The following is a 16,793-nucleotide window of genomic DNA, read 5'->3' as shown; positions in this document are numbered from 1 at the left end:
AGAACAACCAGACCTTCAGCACGGCCGTGCCCCTGGAAGACGGAGAGCGGGTCCGGGAGATCGCCCGGCTGATGGCCGGAAGCGCCATCAATGCCGACGTGCTGAAGGCCGCCGAACTTTTGCTTGCCAAATCCCAGTCATGACTTTTTTCATCAAGACTTTCGGCTGCCAGATGAATGTCAACGATTCGGAAAAAATCCACCACCTGCTGCTGGGCAAGGGGCTCGAAGCCAGCGCCAGCGAGGCGGAGGCTGACGTGATCATCGTCAACAGTTGCGCCGTGCGCGAAAGGCCGCAGGAAAAAATATTCTCCTATATCGGCCAGTTCCCGGCCGCCAAAATTATCGTCGCCGGCTGCGTGGCCCAGTTGGAAAAGGACGCTATTTTCAAAAAAAAAGTCAAGACGGATTACGTGGTGGGAACTCACCAGTACCACCGCATCGGTGAGATCGTCGATGAAATCGGCGCCGGCCAAAGCGCCCGAACCGCCGTTGCCTTCAGCCGCCGCTGGCGGGAGCTGGTGCCCGCGCCCTCCGCCCGCAGCAGCCGCGTCAGCGCTTACCTGTCGATCATGGAAGGCTGCGACAATTTCTGTTCCTATTGCGTCGTCCCCTTCACCCGCGGGCGCGAGAAATACCGTCCCCTGGCCGCCATTCTTCATGAAGCCGAATGCCTGGCCGGGCAGGGGTTCAAGGAGATCATCCTGCTCGGCCAAAACGTCAACCATTGGCGCGAGCCGGCCAGCGGCCGGACATTCGCCGACCTGCTCGCCACCCTGGCCAGCCGGGTCGAAATCCCCTGGATCCGCTTCATCACGTCGTATCCCGGCACCCATGACCCGGAGCTGGTCAGGGTCATGGCCGAGAACCGCTCCATCGCCCGCCACATCCATTTCCCGGCCCAGTCCGGTTCCACGCGCATCCTGAAAAAAATGGCGCGCAGCTATTCCCGCGAGCAGTACCTCGGCATCGTCCGCGCCTTCCACGCCGCCATGCCGGAAATGAAATTCAGTTCCGATTTCATCGTCGGCTTTCCCGGCGAAAGCGAGCGCGATTTCGAGCTGACCTTGTCGCTGCTCGAGTGCGTGCAGTACGAATCGGTTTTTTCCTTCGTCTACTCGCCCCGTCCGCACACGGCCGCCGCGGCCCTGGCCGCCACCATGCCGATGGCAAAGGCCAAGGAGCGGCTGCTGGCCTTGCAGAAGCTCCAGGCCGAAATCCAGCTGGAAAACAACCGCCGGCTGATCGGGAAAACGATCGAGGTGCTGGTGTGCGCAGCGCACCCGAAAAAGCCCGGAGAGATGATCGGCCGCAGCGAGAGCACCCGCGTGGTCAATTTCACTTCGCGCGCCCCGATGGGCGCTTTCGCCAGGGTAAAAATCATTGGCGCCGGGCCCCATTCCCTGCGCGGCGAAGAGATCGTCAACCCGACAAATGTTACGACTTAATTCCCCGCCGTCTCAGCGCACTTGGTTATGAAAACCGCCGCAGCAACCCAAGCGGAAACCAAGCCGCATTGGCCATACTACCCATTTCTTTTTAGCCTGTATCCGGTTCTTTATTTATACAAGCGCAATATCCATGAAGTGCAATCGGTGCAGGTACTTTGGGCAGCAATGATTTCTCTTGGGGTTGCCGCGGGGTATTGGTTTTTGACGAGAGCTTTCAGCAAGCAACTCGGCAAACGCTCCCTGGCACTCTTTCTTTTTCTTCTGCTGTTTCATTTTTACGGACTTTACTACGATCAGATCTACGGCTTGCTGCCGAATACATCCCGCCCCCTCCAGGCGCACGGTTTGGCCTTTATTCTGCCGGGCACCATCTGGCTCGGACTGACGGCCCTCGTATTCAAATCCAAACGCAAGGTGGCGATCCTCAATCGCCTTCTGCAGACAGCGGTGTTTCTATTGCTGGCCTGGAACATCGGCGGAATTGCCGTTCATCAGGCGGGATCTTTTCTTGATCTTGCGCGGGCAAGAAGGTCTGAGAATCAGCATCTTCCCGTCCTGCCGAACGGAACCCCGGATATCTACTGTTTTGTTTTAGACGAATTTGCGGCGCCGGAATCGGCTCGCAGGCTGTTTGGGTATGACAATGGTGCTTTCGTCGCCTCTTTACGCCAGCAGGGGTTTTTCGTAGCTGAACAGAGCCGCTCCCGCTTTACACAGACCGAACCGGCCATCGCGGCCATCCTGAACCTGGGAGAATTCTCAAACCGGGATGATCCATTCCCGTTGATTGGCCGCAATGCAGTCGCTGCCTGGTTGAAAAATAGAGGCTACCGGGTGATAGAATTCGCCAGCCTGCATTCGATTTTTATGAAAGCAGCTGACCAGCGCTTCTACTACCCTCTCGTCCATGCCTCGATCTTTTTCGATGATTTTTACAGAGCGCTTTTCGAACGGTCCTTATTGCGCGTCCTGCCCGATCTGTGGCAACTGAAAAAGATCGATCTCTCGCACTATTACCGCGAACGCATAGCGCAGGTATTCTCAGAACTCCCAGCCGTCGTGAAAACTCCGGGTCCCAAGTTTGTTTTTGTCCACCTCTTTTCCCCGCATGAGCCCTTTGTCTTCGACCCAAATGGCGACCCTGTGGACCCGGAACACATCTGGGACCACAACGATCCCCGCTATTACCTGGGGCAGTACATTTATATCAGCCGCCGCATACTGGATACCGCGGCCATGATCCTGGCAAATTCGCCTACGGCGCCAGTGATCATCATGCAATCCGATCATGGTTACCGCGGCTCCTTGCGGAAAGGCAAAAAATCAAAAACGGTCGACCGTTCAGAGATGATCAGGGTGTTCAACGCCCTGCACCTGCCTGGGATTCCGCTGCCAGCCATCGATCCCGCCCTGTCGCCACTGAACAATTTCCGCCTGATTTTTAACCTCTACTTTGGCACCCACTACCCGCTCTTAAAAAACCCGTGATGCATTAAAATCTGCCGCCGGCTTATTCAGCCAGGCTCAGCAGCGGCAACTCCAGCCCCGTGTAGCCCTGCCCCTCCCCGAGCGGCGGGAAATAATCGGCGCTGACAGCCGGGAGCGAGCGGGTGCTGCCGCTGAACCGCACTTTCTGGTCCATCAGCCTGACCGTTACCGACATAGGATCGTTCATGGTGTCATTTTCCCTTATCCGTCATTTTTTCTCATACGCCCGCCCCGACAAAGCGACCGCCCGCACCGGTGCGCCGTCGCCTTCGGCAAGCTTCAGCGGCAGGCAGCAAAAAAGAAATTCATCGGCCGGAAGGCTTTCCAGGTTGGTCAGGTTTTCGATCAAGACGATGTTCCGGGACAAGAAAAACCGGTGGATCGGCAAGGCGGTCGAATCGATCCGGTCGAACGAAACAGCATCCACGCCGATCCCCTTGAAATGGAAGTCGGCCAGCCACAGCGCCGCCGCCTCGGCAAGGACGGGAAAGGCGCGGAAGTAATCGTCGTTTCCCCAGCGCGAGCTCCAGCCCGTGCGCAGGAGAACAAAGTCCTTCCCGGATAAAAGGGAGCGGAAGGGGCGCAGCTCATCGCTGCCGACGAGCGGACCGGGCGAACGGGTCAGATCGAGGACTGCGGCCGGTCCGATAAAATGGGACAACCCGAGCTGCTCCAGGGTCGCTCCGGCCGCGAACAGGTGGGCCGGCGCGTCCATGTGAGTGCCGCAATGGGTTAAGAGGGTGATCCGCTGCTCGGCGAACCCGTGGCTGGCCACGGTGAACGGCCGGGCAAAAACAGGCGGCTCGGTACCGGGGAAATAAGGCATGCCGGGCGCCAGCGTATGGCTCAGGTCGGTCACGATCGGCTTGCTTGAAAAAATTACGTCCATGATCACCTCCGCAGCCGATCCCCGCCGCAAGGCGGATGGGAAATTGCGCTGCGCCTACAAAGACCGGACGGCCTTCCGCCGTCAGCGCAACGCCTGCTCGATGTCGGCGATCAGGTCTTCCTTTTCCTCCAGCCCGATGGAGAAGCGCACCATGGCCGGAGAGATCCCCGCCTTGCGCATCTCGGTTTCGCCCATGGCCGAATGGGTGGTGGAGGCCGGATGGGTGACGATGCTCCGGCATGTGCCCAGGTGGGTAGCATGGGTCAGCACCTTGAGGGCATCGATGAATTTGACCGCGTCGGCATATTTCCCTTTAATCACGAAAGACATCAGCGAGCTGAAGCCCTTCATCTTGTTTTTTTCCATCAGTTTGCGGTAGGGATTGCTGTCCAAGCCCGGATAATTCACCGTTTCCACCCGCGGATGCTTTTCCAGGAAGCGGGCCACGGCCATGGCGTTGAGGCAATGCCGTTCCATGCGCAGGCCCAGCGTCTCCAGCCCCAGCAGGCTCAGCCAGGCGTTGAAGGGGGACATGGCCGGCCCCAGGTAGCGGATGGAACTCTGGCGGATGCCTTCGACCAGTCCCCGCGAGCCGCAGATGATCCCGCCCAGGCTCGAGCCGTTGCCGCAGATGTACTTGGTGGTGGAATGAACCACCACGCTGGCTCCCAGATCGATGGGGCTCTGCAGGGCCGGAGTGGCGATGGTATTGTCGACAACCAGCGGCAGGTGGTGTTTTTCTGCCAGCGCGGCCAATGCCGGAATGTCGGCCACGAACAGGGCCGGGTTGCTGGGAGTCTCGACGAACAGGAATTTCGTCTTGGCCGTGATGGCGGCGGCCCAGGCGGAGATGTCGTCGGGAGCGGTGACCCAATGAACCTGCGAGCCCATTTTCTTCAAGCCGGTCTCAAAAAGCCCGAAGGTGCCGCCGTAGACCCGGTTGGATGAAACCACGGCATCGCCCGGGTTGAGCAGGTGGTGGCTCAAGAGGAAGATCGCCGACATTCCCGAAGCAGTGGCGATGGCCGCCTCGGTGTTCTCCAGGGCCGCCATGCGTTTTTCAAAAACAGCCACCGTGGGGTTGTCCCAGCGGCCGTAAGTATAGCCCGGCTTTTCGCCGGTAAAAATCGCCGCCGCCTCCTTGGCGTCGGCATAGGGATAGGCCACCGACTGATAGATCGGCACCGACAGCGAATCGGGAGAGAATTTTTCCAGACCGGCGTGGATCGCCTTGGTATCAAAACCCTGCTTTTTCATGAAACCTCCGCACGACTAAACATGCTTGTTGAATTTTCGAAGACCAATAATGATTCTAGTCGAAAAAAGGATTTAGTGCAACCGGGAGCCGGGGCAGGCCGTCGGCCTTCACTTGCCGGCGAGGAGTTTCAGGAACTCTCCCTCATTGACGACGCGAATGCCGAGCTTCTCGGCCCGGGCCAGCTTGGAACCGGGGTGGCTGCCGGCAAGGAGGCAGGTGGTGCGGGCGCTGACGTTCTCCGCCACCCTGCCGCCGCGGCTTTCGATCTCAACGACCGCCAGCGAGCGCGGGGCGAAGTTGGCGAACGTTCCGGTGACGACCCAGACCTGGCCGGCGAACGAATCATCGATCTTTTCCGGGCCGCCCGGCGCGGCCTGAAACTGCAAGCCGGCCTCCCGCAGGCGGGCGATCAATTCCAGGTTGGCCGGGCTGCTGAAATGCCCGACCAGCAGCCGCGCCGTAACCTCGCCGATCCCTTCGATGCTTGCAAAGGCCTCCCAGTCGTTTTTCCCGGCACCGGCGATGATTTTCTCCACGCTGTCGAAGCCGTCGGCGATCAGGGCGCTGGCCACGGCCGACGCCACCCCCTCAAAACCCAGCGCGGCCAAGACCTTGGCAAAGGGCCTGGACTTGCTCTTTTCCACCGCGGCGCGGATGCGGGCAATCTTTTTTTCCTTGAAGCCCTCTTCCCCGGCCAGCAAGCCGTAATCGAAGCGATAAATGTCGGGGATGGTTTGCACCCAGCCTTTGGCGAACAGGAAAGCGATGGTCTTCTCCCCCAGGGTCTCGATGTCCATCTGCTCCTTGGCGCAAAAATACTCGAGCACACGCCGGCGCCGCTCGGGGCAGGTGTCGTTTTTGCAGAAATGGTGGGCACCATCCTTCACCAGCGGTGTCTGACAAAAGGGGCAGCGGTCGGGCAGCTTGTAGGTGCCCGGCGCCGGCTCGCTTTTTTCCAGCACCTCGTCGACGGCCGGGATGACGTCGCCGCGCTTGGAGATGCTGACCTCGTCGCCGACGCCCAGTTCCAGCATGTCGATATAGTCCTGGTTGTGCAGCGTGGCCCGCGTGACCGTGCTTCCGGAAAGCGCCACCGGCTGGAGCAGTGCCACCGGAGTGACCCGGCCGTTGCGCCCCACCTGCACCTGCACGCCCAGTAGCACGGTCCGGCCCTGGGGAGAGTCGAACTTGTAGGCCATGGCCCAGCGCGGGTGGTGGGCCGTGCTGCCGAGCTCCCGGCGCAGGTCCATCTCCACTACCTTGACCACCAGGCCGTCGATATCGTAGAGGATTTTCGTCCGGGCAGCCGCCCGCCGGCGCAGGTATTCCTTCAGGCCGGTCAGCGGCCCGGCCACAATGCCCGGAAACAGGTGCTGCGCCCGCCGCTGCTTGGCATCGTCGGCGCAGAAATACCCCAATTGCGGGTTGACGCGGAATCCCAGCTCGTGCAGCCGCTGCAGGATTTCCAGGTGATCGCGGCCGGTCCCGTCCTGAAAAAATCCCTCGTAAACGAAAATGTTCAGGGGCACGCGCGCCGCCAGGGAGGATTTGAGGTTGCGCAACGATCCGGCCGCCAGGTTGCGCGGGTTGGCGTATTTTTCGGCCACCTGCGAGTTGTAGCGCTCGAAATCGTCGCGGGTGATGTAAATCTCGCCGCGCACGGCCAGCGGCGAGGGTTCGGCGATGCGCAGCGGAACCTGGCTGATGGTGCGCACATTGGCGCTGACATCGTTGCCCAGGAGGCCGTTGCCGCGGGTGAGGGCGTGCTGCAGCTCCCCGCGGTCATAGTAGAGGACGATGGAGGCGCCGTCTATTTTCTCCTCGACGGTGAAACTTGCCCCGCCGCCGGCGGCGGCCGCGGTTTTCAGCAGCCACAGCTCGAGCTCCTCCGGCTGGTACAGCTTGTCCAGGCTGAGGACCGGTGCCGCGTGCGCTTTCTCGGGAAAGGCGTTGTCCAGGTCGGAGCCAATCCGACGCGTGGGCGAATTGGCGCCGGCATACTGGGGGAATTTCTTTTCCAGGCGCAGCAGCTCGTCGAACATGCGATCGTATGCCTCGTCGCTGATCTCCGGGCGGGCCTGAACGTAGTACAAATATTGCTGCTTGAGCAGTTGGGCGGCAAGTTCTTCGATCCGCTTCTTGGCATCCATGCCGTCATTATAGGAAATATTCCCCCCTGAGTAAACTGAAATCCAAACAATCAATTTTTATGGCGAATTCGCGAAAACGATTGACAATTGACAAAAAAACCTATACTATTATGCTTTCCGTGAGTGAGACAAATGAGTTTAAAAGGATCCTTATCTTCGATTAATTTGGCGGATATCATCCAGCTGGTTTCCAATTCCAACCAGACCGGCCGTTTCATCCTCACCCGCACCAGCGGGCAGCAGGGGATGATCTACCTGAAAAAAGGCGAGATCGTCCATGCCGAGGCCGATTCGTTCAAGGGCGAGGACGCCATCTTCACCCTCATTTCCTGGGACGAGGGCGAATTCGTCTTTGAAGAAGGGTCGGTCGACACCCCGACCAGCATTCAGCGTCCGATCACCTCGCTGCTGATGGAATCGGCGCGGCGCATCGACGAATGGAAGCTGCTGCGCAAGAAAATCGGCTCCATCGACGCCATTCCCGAATTCAACGACATCGACCGCCAGGAACGCCGCAAGATTTCCCTTTCCACCATGGAATGGGTGATCATCGCCAAGATCGACGGCAAGAAAAGCATCAACCAAATTTCCAAGGAGTGCGCGGTCAACATCTTCGACACGGCGCGCATCATCTACGGGATGGTCACCTCCGACCTGATCAAGCTGAAGTAAACCCCCTCCGCCCGGGACGAAACAAAAAAGAGGGGAAAATTACTCGATAACGACCAGGGCGACGGCCATCTCCCTGGTGTGGGACAATGACAGCAGCACGCGCCGCAATTTTTTGCTTTTAAATTTTTTCAACGCCGCGGCGATTAGCCGGAGCTGCGGCTTGCCGAGTTCGTCGTTTTCCACCTCCACGTCCTGCCAGCTCATGCCGTCACGAAAGCCGGTGCCCAGGGCTTTGAAAAATGCTTCTTTGGCGGTGAAGCGCGCCGCGTAATGCTGGGCCTTGAAATACTTGCTTTCGCAATAAGCGATTTCCCGGACCGTAAACATCCTTTCGACAAAGCCGTTGTCCTGCTCCAGCAATTTCCGCACCCGGCCGATCTCGACCATATCCACGCCGATGCCCTTGATCATGTCTTCACCTGGCGCCCAGTATAGGCAAATCGGCCGCAAAAATCAACCGCAGCGGGCCGGGTCGATGTTTTTTTGCGGCCGAGAATATGATATACTTGGAATCTCCATGAAACAATTTTTTTTGAAGCATCTGCGGACGATCCTCATTGCCAGCAGCTTCCTGCTCACCTCGCTGCTGGGAATTCTGCTGGGATTGATCCTCGTCTATCAGAAGGGTTTCCCGCAGATAAAAAACCTGGAAGACATCAAGCCCGTGGTCATGACCACGGTCTATGACGACCAGAACGCGGCCATCAAGGATTTCGCCATCGAAAAACGGGTGATCGTCAAGAGCTCGGATATCCCGGATGTACTAAAAAAAGCCCTCGTCTGCGCCGAAGACAACCAGTTTTACACCCATTGGGGGATCAATTTTCGCGGCCTTGTCCGCGCCGTCAGCGGCTTGCTGCTGCGCAAGAAACAGGGCGGCGGCAGCTCCATCACCCAGCAGCTGGCCCGGGGCCTTTTCCTGACTCCGGAACCCACCGTAAGCCGCAAACTGAAAGAGATGCTGCTGGCCATCCAGATCGAAAAAAAATACACCAAGGACCAGATATTGACCTTTTATTGCAACAAGATTTTTCTGGGCGGCAGCATTTACGGCGTCGGGGCGGCCGCACGCTATTATTTCGGTAAATCCATCAAGGACATCAATCTGGCCGAAGCGGCCCTGATCGCTTGCATCATCCCCAACCCCAACGGGCTGTACGCGATTTTCAGGCGGCCGGAAAACACGCTCAAGCGGCGCAACTACCTGCTGCTCAAGATGCTGCTGATGAATGCCATCAGCCAGGAAGAATACCGGCAGGCACTGGCCGTCACGCTGCCTGAAAAGCCCTTCGACGCCGGCAGCGAATCCCTGGCCGATTATTTCACCGAAGACACGCGCAAGTACCTGGAAAGCAAGTACGGCGACAACCTGCTGTACAAGGGCGGACTCAAGGTCTTCACCACCCTGAACGGAGAAACGCAGCGCTGGGCCGAAGACGCCCTCAGGGAAGGGCTGCGGGCCCTGGACAAGCGCCGCGGCTGGCGCAGCCGACCCAAATTGTTCAACCTGGTCGAAAGCAAGCTGGATGCCGATAAGTACCAGCTGCCGGCCTGGGAAAACCTGAGGTTCGAGCCCAACCAGATCGTCGAGGGCGTGATCATGGAAATCGGCAAGGCCAAGCTGACGGTGCGCATCGGCGCCTACCGGGGTGAAATGGCGGCCGCCTCCGCCCAATGGACGAGAAAAAGCATCCAACACCTCTTTAAATCCGGCGATGTCGCCCTGTTCAAAATATTGGTCGTGGACGCGGGGAAAAAAAGACTGGAACTGGGCCTGGAGCAGGAGCCGGAGGTCGACGGCGCCATCCTGGTGGTTGACAACAAGAGCGGCGAGATCAAGGCCATGGTCGGCGGTTACGCTTTCCAGAAAAGCAAGTTCAACCGCGCCATTCAAGCCCTGCGCCAGACCGGCTCTACCTTCAAGCCGATCATCTACACGGCGGCGCTGGAGCACGGTTTCTCACCGGCCACCATCATCCAGGACGAACCCTTTTCCTACCTGGACGAATGGACGGGGGAATTGTGGGAGCCGAAGAACCACACGGAGGATTACCGGGGCCCGCTGACCATGCGCCGCGGCTTGGAGCAGTCGCGCAACGTGATCACGGCGCGCATCCTCCAGGCGATCACCCCGGCCGTGGGCGTGGAATATGCCAAGAAATTCGGCATCAGCTCCGACCTCAAGCCCTACATGTCCCTGGCACTGGGCGCTTTCGAAGTCTCGCTCAAGGAGATGGTCGAGGCGTTCACGGTTTTTCCCAACTACGGCGTCAGGGTCAATTCCTATTTCATCCGCAGCATCAGCGATCTGAACAACAACATCATCGAGGAAAACTCACCCGACCGCAAACAGGTCATTGAAAAGGAGACCGCTTTCGTCATGAACTACCTGCTGCAGGGCGTGGTCAAGTCGGGAACCGGCTGGCGGGCGCGCCATCTGCCGGCGCCCATCGGCGGCAAAACCGGAACCTCCAACGACTCCACCGACGCCTGGTTCATCGGCTTTTCGCCCACCCTGACCGTCGGCGTCTGGGTGGGCTTCGATCAGAAAAAAAGCCTGGGCAGGCAAGAAACCGGCTCACTGGCGGCGGCGCCCGTATTCGTCGCTTTCATGGAGAAGTATTTAGTCAAGTACCCGGAAACCGGCAAATTCCAAGTCCCTTCCGGCGTCTTCATGATTAACATCGACAAGTACACCGGCAAACTGCTGACCCCCGATTGCCTGTACCCTTTCAGCGAAGCCTTCCTGCCGGGCACGGAACCACTGGAATTCTGCAACGACGAGGAACACCAGAAAATCTACAACTATTTCAAGACCGAGGCAGAGAGCGACGACGATTGAGCCCTCGAAAAAAGGGGAATCCGGCCGGGGCCGGGTTTATTTTTTGACCAGGAAATAAGCCATCAGGATTTGCCCGGGGCGCATGACCTTGATGCGGAAATACTCCTCACCCCTTACAAATCCTTTTTGCATGCGGAAAGCGGATTTTTTCCCGCCCCGGTAGTCTCCCTTGACGATGGCCATCTCCTCGAACAACAGACCCTCTTTGGAATCATAGATATTGAAAAACGGGACGGTATCTTTCATTGTCAGCACCACCCCATATATCCCCTTTTGAAAATCCGTACCGGCATGGATGTAGGCCTTGGGGAAATCGATCCCGCCAAGATTGATGTCCTGGCTCTGGGCCGAAAGCAGAAGCGGAAGAAGCAGCCAGCCCAAAAAGAACATTTTTTTAAGCATGATAGTCTCTCCTTGAACACATTATAGGCGAGAGAAAAAAGCATTGTCAAGTTCGGCCGTCGGGAGGCCGTTGGGGGAAAAATTGCCTTCAAATAAAAAGGGGCCAAGGCTTTTGGCCTTGGCCCCGATAAAGCCAGTGCTTGCGGAGCAACCGCTAGCGGCGATTAAAAGATAAAGCGGAAGCCCAGCAGCAGCTTGTGGTGGTGCTCGAAATCACGGTCGGTGGTAAACACCGGCGCGCGCAGTTCGCCGAGCAGCGAGCCGATCGAGTCGTTCGAGCGGAACAGGTTGATCCCCAGCTCGCCGACCAGGTCGATGCCGTCCAAACGCCCTTCCCGCTCCTTGCTGCTGTAGCCCAGGCCGCCGGCCACATAAGCCGGACCCGCGTGCAGGTTCAGCAGGGCGTTGCCCATGAAAAAGGACTTCCACGGATCGCCTTTGACCGGGATGCCGCCGCCGACGGAGAAGACCGCGTCCAGGGTGTCCTGGACCAGATTGACCTGCAAGCCGATCCGGGCCCAGAACATGCCGGTGTAGGTTCCCTTCAACAACCCGGGGCCGCCCTCGATCAGAAAGGCCAGGGGCTTGGTGGTGCCATATTTGCCGGCTCCGGCGCGGGTCTCGGTGACGACCGCGATGGGCGCAACCAACGGCATGGCTTCGGTGACCTTGAGCATCACGTCGCAAGGGGCCGATTTTACGCCATACTGTCCTTCACCGACCGCCACTACCGAGTATTCGCCAACCTGGTCAAGGACCAGATCGGCCGAGCAGTTGTCGGCGGTGAGCTCGATGGTCTTGACCACGGTGCCGGCGGCGTCCTTGACTTCGACAACGGATTTCAGGACGTTCTGCGAGGCGCACATGTCGATTTTCACCGGCTTGCCCGCCTCGGTTTCGCTCGGCGTTACGTTGAGGGAGCAGACTGGAGCTTCACGAGTATTTTTCAGCGAGATGTTTCCGCAAATCTTGGGCACGATAAATTCATAGACCTTTCCTTCGCGGGAAATGACGAAGGTGTAGGCGGGAACCGGTTTTTTGCCTTCGTAGACCACGTCTTTCTTTACCTTGACCTTCCGGCCTTCCTTGAAGAACATCCACTCCAGGGTGTCGCCGGGATTCAAGTTGGTCGTCTGAACATCGGCTTTCTGGATCTGTTCCAGGAAAGCGAAGACCAGCTCGCCGTTGCCGGCTTCCTCGAACCCCATCTTGACATCACCCGCTTTGTCAACCGCGATCTTTTTTAAGTCAGTGGGCTGGATATCCTTGTCTCTATAAAAAGGATGCTGCCCCAGGCGGCTTACTTTTTCGGCAGCCGGGATGGTGAGTAAAAAACTGAAAATCAACCCCACGAACAACAATTTTTTCATTGCTAGTTCCTCCTCTCTAAGAATTTCGTCATCAATGGAAAATGTATATGCCTATTGAAACAAAAAGTCAATAGCCATGGGAAAAATCTACTTTTCAATCCCGTTGCGGGCCGGGACGTTTTTCTGGTAATAATGGCGGGTTTCCTGCATCTCGGTGATCAGGTCGGCGGCCGCCAGGATTTCCTCCGGCGCGTAGCGGCCGGTGAGGATCAATTCCAGTCCGGGCGGTCTTGCGGCCAGAAGCTGCAGGATCGGCTCTAGCGGGAGGATCTCAAAATGGAGCAGGGTGTTGATTTCATCCAGGACCACGATGCGGTAAATGCCGCTTATCATGGCTTTTTTGGCCGCGACCAAGCCGGCCGCGCCCGCCTCCCTTTCCGCTTCGCTGACGCCGCTCTCGCGGTGGTGGAAATCGGGCAATCCGAACTGCTCGATGACGAGCAGCTCCGGCAAAAACCGCTTGGCCGCCACCAGCTCACCGTAGTCCCCCTTCTTTAAAAACTGCGCCATGTAGGTCTTCATCCCCCGGCCGGCGGCACGCAGGGCCAGGCCGAGGGCAGCCGTCGTCTTGCCTTTGCCGTTACCCGTGTAAACCTGGATGTAGCCGTCTTCCGCCATGGCTGGCCGCCTCAGGTCATCTTCATCGAATAGAGCCTGGAAACGCCGGGCTCGTCCATGCTGATGCCGTAAATGTAATCGGCCTCCTCCATGGTCTTGAAGTTGTGGGTGATGATGACGAACTGGGTTTTCTTTTTCAACTGGTGCAGGAACTTCAGGAACCTCTGGATGTTGGCCTCGTCGAGCGACGCGTCCACTTCGTCGAAAACTCAGAAGGGCGACGGCTTGTACTCGAACAAGGCGAAAAGGAAGGCCAGCGAGGTCAGCGTTTTTTCGCCCCCGGAAAGCAGGCGCATGCTTTGCAGCCTTTTCCCGGGCGGCTGGACCTGGATCTCCAGGCCTGCTTCCAGCACGTTGCTGCTGTCGGTCAGGAGCAGCTCGGCTTCGCCGCCCTCGAAGAGGATCTTGAAATTCTTGACGAAATTATCCTTGATGGCATCGAAGGCCTTGAGAAAACTGGTGCGCGATTCATCGTCGATGCGGGCGATGGCCGTATTCATGTCCAGGATCGACTTGACGATATCGTCCTTCTGCGTCTGCAGGAAATTGAAATCCTTTTCCAGGATGTCGAACTCGGCCTCGGCGGAAAAATTCAGGCGGTCGCTTTCGCGCATGCGGTTCAGCTTGCCGACCATGTCGTTCAACTGGCTGTCCAGCTCGGCGGTTCCCCCCTGCAGCAGCGAGTCGTCGGCCTCGATGTCCTTCAGCTCCATGCCCAGCTCCTGGCCGGCGATCTCCTCCAGCTGGAAAAGATCCTTTTTGATCGAGGCCAGACTGATCTCGCTCTCCTTCTTGCTTTCCCGCCACTCGTCCAGGGCCTTGCGCTTGATGGCCAGATCGGCGGAAATATTCTTGGTCTGGCCGTTGACCTCGTCCAGGGAGAGCTCTTCCTGCTTCAACGCTTTTTCCAGGCCGGCTTTTTCCTTCTCCAGCGCTGTGCCGGCAGCCTTGATCTCCTCCATCTTGGCCATGCCGTCCGCGATCTCCTTATCCAGGCGTTTCTTCTCGTCCTCGGCGTTGCTCGCCTGCTGGCGGCGTTTTTCCTGCCGGCTTTGCGTATCCTGCTGGGAGTTTTGCCGCGAATGGAGCTTTTCGCGGATCAGGTTCAGGGCGTTGTCATGAAGGATTTTTTCCTTTTCCTTCTCGCTGACCTGCTGCAGCAGTTTCACGCTCTCGCGGCTGAACTCCTCCTTTTCTCGTTCCAGCGCCTCGTTCTGTTTGTCCAGTTCGGCTTTCTTCCGCTCCAGTTCGGCCAGGCGCTCCTTGAGCTTGACCGTTTCGACGCTCAGGTTTTCGATCTCGGCCCCGGTGACCTGGATGCGGTTCAGGCCCAGGTCGCGATTTTTTTTCAGCGCCTCCAGCCGCGAGCGCAGGGAAATGGCCTCCTCCTTGTGAGCGTTCAACGCCGCTGCCGCCTTTTCCAGGCGGGCGGCCTTTTCCTTTTGCTGCCCCGCGATCCAGTCGCACCCGGCGCGCATCCCGGCCAGCCCCTCTTCCAGAACGGATATTTTTTTGTCGATCGCCTTGATCTCATCGAGCACTTCCAGGATGCCCCGCTCGCGGTTCTTGATCAGCACGCCGTTGCCGCCGATCACTTCGCCTTCCTGGGTGATGATGTCCACCCCGTATTTGAAAAAAATCGCCAAGCCGTACGCCAGCGAGTCCACCAGCACGCCATCGCGGAAGAACGGCTTCAGTCCCTTGTCTTCCAATTCGAACAGATCTTTGACGAAATTCAGGAAACCGGCCTCGCGGCGGATGGCCTCGGGCAGGCTCGCGACCGCGGCGCGCTTCAGGAATGCCTTGCGCAAATCCGGCTGCAGGGCGGACTCGCGGTCGGTCAGGATCGGTGCGTCGAGCTCGTCGAAATAAAAGCTCTCCAGCAGCGGATGCAGTTTCTTGGACGCCACCAGCATTTCCTGAAGGAAGCCATGGTTTTTGCCAGCGAACGGCTTGCCGTTGGCGCCGGTGATCTTGTGCTTGATCTCCAGGTATTTTTCCTTCTGGCGGCCGAGGCCGGCGATCTCGTTCATGGCGTCGCGCAGCTGTTTTTCAGCCGTCTCCTCGGCGCTGCGAGCCGTTTTTACCTCAACAGCCGCGCCTTCCGCCTCCCGCTCGAGCGCGGGCAGGGCTTCGGCCAGCGCCTGGACCGCCTTTTCCATCTCGCCCATCTCCGGGCTCAGGCCCTGGCTTTGGAGTTCACCGATGATGTGCTTGCGGTTGCCGACATCCGCCTCGAGGCGCATCAGGTTTTTTTCCAGCTGGGAGGATTCGTTGCGATTTCGCGAGATCTCGACCTGCAGGTTGAACATCGATTTTTTCAGGTGCCCGTCGCGGGCATTGCGCTCGGCGGAAACATTTTTGAGCTCGGCGATAGTCAGGTCCAGGCCCTGGTTGCGGCCGCCCTGCTCGGACAATTGCTTTTCGAATTCGGCCATTTCCGCAGCCAGCGCCTTCTCCTGCTTGCCGATCTCCTTGATGTCGGCCTGGCTCTCCCGGATCAGCTTGTCCAGCTCGAGAATCCTCTGCTTGAGGAATTCTTGCCGCTGCAGCGATTTTTCGATCTCCTTGCTGCCGTTCAGAATCGCGTTGTTGTGGTCATAGATCAGCTGCTGGTTTTTTTTCAGGCTGCGGTCCAGCTCCCAGCGCTTCGTTTCCAGCTCGAGCAGGCTCTTATCGAAATCGGCGATCTCCTTGGCCAGCGCCGCTTCACCGCTCATGAACTCCACGATCTTGCCGCCCTGGAGGTCGAACCCCTCCTTGAAATTCAGGTATTTCTTCTTGAGCAGCGCCTTCAGGTAATCGTTCTTCTGGTTCTTGAGGTTGCGGTACTTGCGGGCGAAGTGCACCTGGTTTTTCAGCTCGCGCAGCCGGTTGTTCTTTTCCTGCAAAACGAGATCTAGGCTGTCCAGGTTCTGCTGGGCGATGATCTGCTTGCCGGTTGTTTCCTTTTTCCTCTCCAGGTACTGGGCGATGCCCGCCGCTTCCTCGATCAGGATGCGCCTTTCGCTGGGCTTGAGATTGATCATCTTCTCGACGCTGCCCTGTTCGAAGATGAAGTAGTTGCGCTCGCCGATGCCCAGGTCGAACAGGGTGTCCTGGATATCCTTGTTGCGGCAGAATTTTTCGTTCAGGACGTATTTGCCCTCGCCGGAGCGGAAAAAACGCCGGGCGATGTAGGTCTCGTTGTCGTTGTTGGCGAAATAGGCCCCGACCTCGGTCATGCCCAGCGGTTTTTTCGAGGCGCTGCCGGTAAAGATCAGGTCCTCGTTGTTTTCGCCGCGCAGGTTCTTGATGCGCTGTTCGCCCAGCACCCAGAGCAGGGCGTCGACCAGGTTGCTCTTGCCGCAGCCGTTGGGTCCGATTACGGCCGTGATGCCCTGGTGGAACTGGACGACGGTTTTTTCCGGGAACGATTTGAACCCGTGCATTTCGAGTTTTTTCAGATAGATGTTCATGACTCCGTCCGGGCCGAACCCTGCCGGCCGCTATCACGATATCACAACTCCGGCCGTTTGTAAATTTCCCTGGCGCCGGGGCGTTGAACGTTTTTTGGGCGCTGCCGCCGGCCGTTGCCTGGTCTTTATCCGGCGACGCGCCGGGGCTGGCCGCCGAAAACGAAGCTGCGGTTCATGTGCTCGCGCTCATCGAGCC

Annotated in this window: 12 protein-coding genes and 1 pseudogene; 4 read left to right on the top strand and 9 right to left on the bottom strand. The window is 58.3% G+C overall.

From position 1 onward, the window contains the following. Positions 1-139 precede the first annotated feature (139 nt). Both miaB and NTW95_09430 read left to right on the top strand, forming a co-directional pair. Positions 140-1,447, top strand: coding sequence for a tRNA (N6-isopentenyl adenosine(37)-C2)-methylthiotransferase MiaB (gene miaB / locus NTW95_09435; GenBank protein ID MCX6557633.1), 1,308 nt, complete (start codon positions 140-142; stop codon positions 1,445-1,447). A 27-nt stretch (positions 1,448-1,474) separates the two neighbouring features. Continuing rightward, positions 1,475-2,938, top strand: a complete 1,464-nt coding sequence (locus NTW95_09430; protein ID MCX6557632.1) for a hypothetical protein — start codon at positions 1,475-1,477, stop codon at positions 2,936-2,938. A 22-nt stretch (positions 2,939-2,960) separates the two neighbouring features. On the opposite strand, the gene NTW95_09425 is transcribed toward NTW95_09430, so the two are convergent. The 4 genes from NTW95_09425 to ligA form a co-directional block, all read right to left on the bottom strand. Continuing rightward, entirely contained in the window at positions 2,961-3,125 is a 165-nt protein-coding gene (locus NTW95_09425) for a hypothetical protein (protein ID MCX6557631.1), read from the bottom strand. A gap of 21 nt (positions 3,126-3,146) precedes the next feature. Continuing rightward, positions 3,147-3,827 (bottom strand): cyclase family protein, encoded by a 681-nt coding sequence (locus NTW95_09420; protein ID MCX6557630.1) that lies wholly within the window; start codon positions 3,825-3,827, stop codon positions 3,147-3,149. An 81-nt stretch (positions 3,828-3,908) separates the two neighbouring features. Then, entirely contained in the window at positions 3,909-5,084 is a 1,176-nt protein-coding gene (locus tag NTW95_09415) for an aminotransferase class I/II-fold pyridoxal phosphate-dependent enzyme (protein ID MCX6557629.1), read from the bottom strand. Between the two features lie 108 nt (positions 5,085-5,192). Then, positions 5,193-7,235, bottom strand: a complete 2,043-nt coding sequence (ligA, locus tag NTW95_09410) for an NAD-dependent DNA ligase LigA (GenBank protein MCX6557628.1) — start codon at positions 7,233-7,235, stop codon at positions 5,193-5,195. Between the two features lie 132 nt (positions 7,236-7,367). On the opposite strand from ligA, the gene NTW95_09405 reads away from it, so the two are divergent. After that, on the top strand, positions 7,368-7,907 hold the full coding sequence (locus tag NTW95_09405; protein MCX6557627.1) for a DUF4388 domain-containing protein: 540 nt from the start codon (positions 7,368-7,370) through the stop codon (positions 7,905-7,907). Positions 7,908-7,946: 39 nt separating this feature from the next. Here the strand turns inward: NTW95_09405 and NTW95_09400 are convergent, their stop codons facing one another. After that, positions 7,947-8,318, bottom strand: coding sequence for a holo-ACP synthase (locus NTW95_09400; GenBank protein ID MCX6557626.1), 372 nt, complete (start codon positions 8,316-8,318; stop codon positions 7,947-7,949). 106 nt (positions 8,319-8,424) lie between these two features. On the opposite strand from NTW95_09400, the gene NTW95_09395 reads away from it, so the two are divergent. Beyond that, positions 8,425-10,749 carry a PBP1A family penicillin-binding protein gene (locus NTW95_09395; GenBank protein ID MCX6557625.1) on the top strand — a complete coding sequence of 775 codons (2,325 nt, stop codon included), beginning with the start codon at positions 8,425-8,427 and terminating at the stop codon, positions 10,747-10,749. 36 nt (positions 10,750-10,785) lie between these two features. Here NTW95_09395 and NTW95_09390 read toward each other — a convergent pair whose 3' ends face one another. The 4 genes and pseudogenes from NTW95_09390 to smc form a co-directional block, all read right to left on the bottom strand. After that, a complete protein-coding gene (locus NTW95_09390; protein MCX6557624.1) occupies positions 10,786-11,151 on the bottom strand; it encodes a hypothetical protein in 366 nt (121 codons plus the stop codon). Between the two features lie 164 nt (positions 11,152-11,315). After that, positions 11,316-12,521 (bottom strand): hypothetical protein, encoded by a 1,206-nt coding sequence (locus NTW95_09385; GenBank protein ID MCX6557623.1) that lies wholly within the window; start codon positions 12,519-12,521, stop codon positions 11,316-11,318. Positions 12,522-12,608: 87 nt separating this feature from the next. Further along, positions 12,609-13,139: a cob(I)yrinic acid a,c-diamide adenosyltransferase gene (locus tag NTW95_09380; protein ID MCX6557622.1), complete on the bottom strand. Its 531-nt coding sequence runs from the start codon at positions 13,137-13,139 to the stop codon at positions 12,609-12,611. Positions 13,140-13,150: 11 nt separating this feature from the next. Further along, a pseudogene (gene smc / locus NTW95_09375) lies at positions 13,151-16,597 on the bottom strand (chromosome segregation protein SMC). Positions 16,598-16,793 lie beyond the last annotated feature (196 nt).

It is taken from the genome of Candidatus Aminicenantes bacterium, assembly GCA_026393795.1.
Taxonomy (GTDB): domain Bacteria; phylum Acidobacteriota; class Aminicenantia; order UBA2199; family UBA2199; genus UBA2199.
Note: the sequence above shows the minus strand (reverse complement) of the source record. Positions and strands in the feature narration are given on the sequence as shown.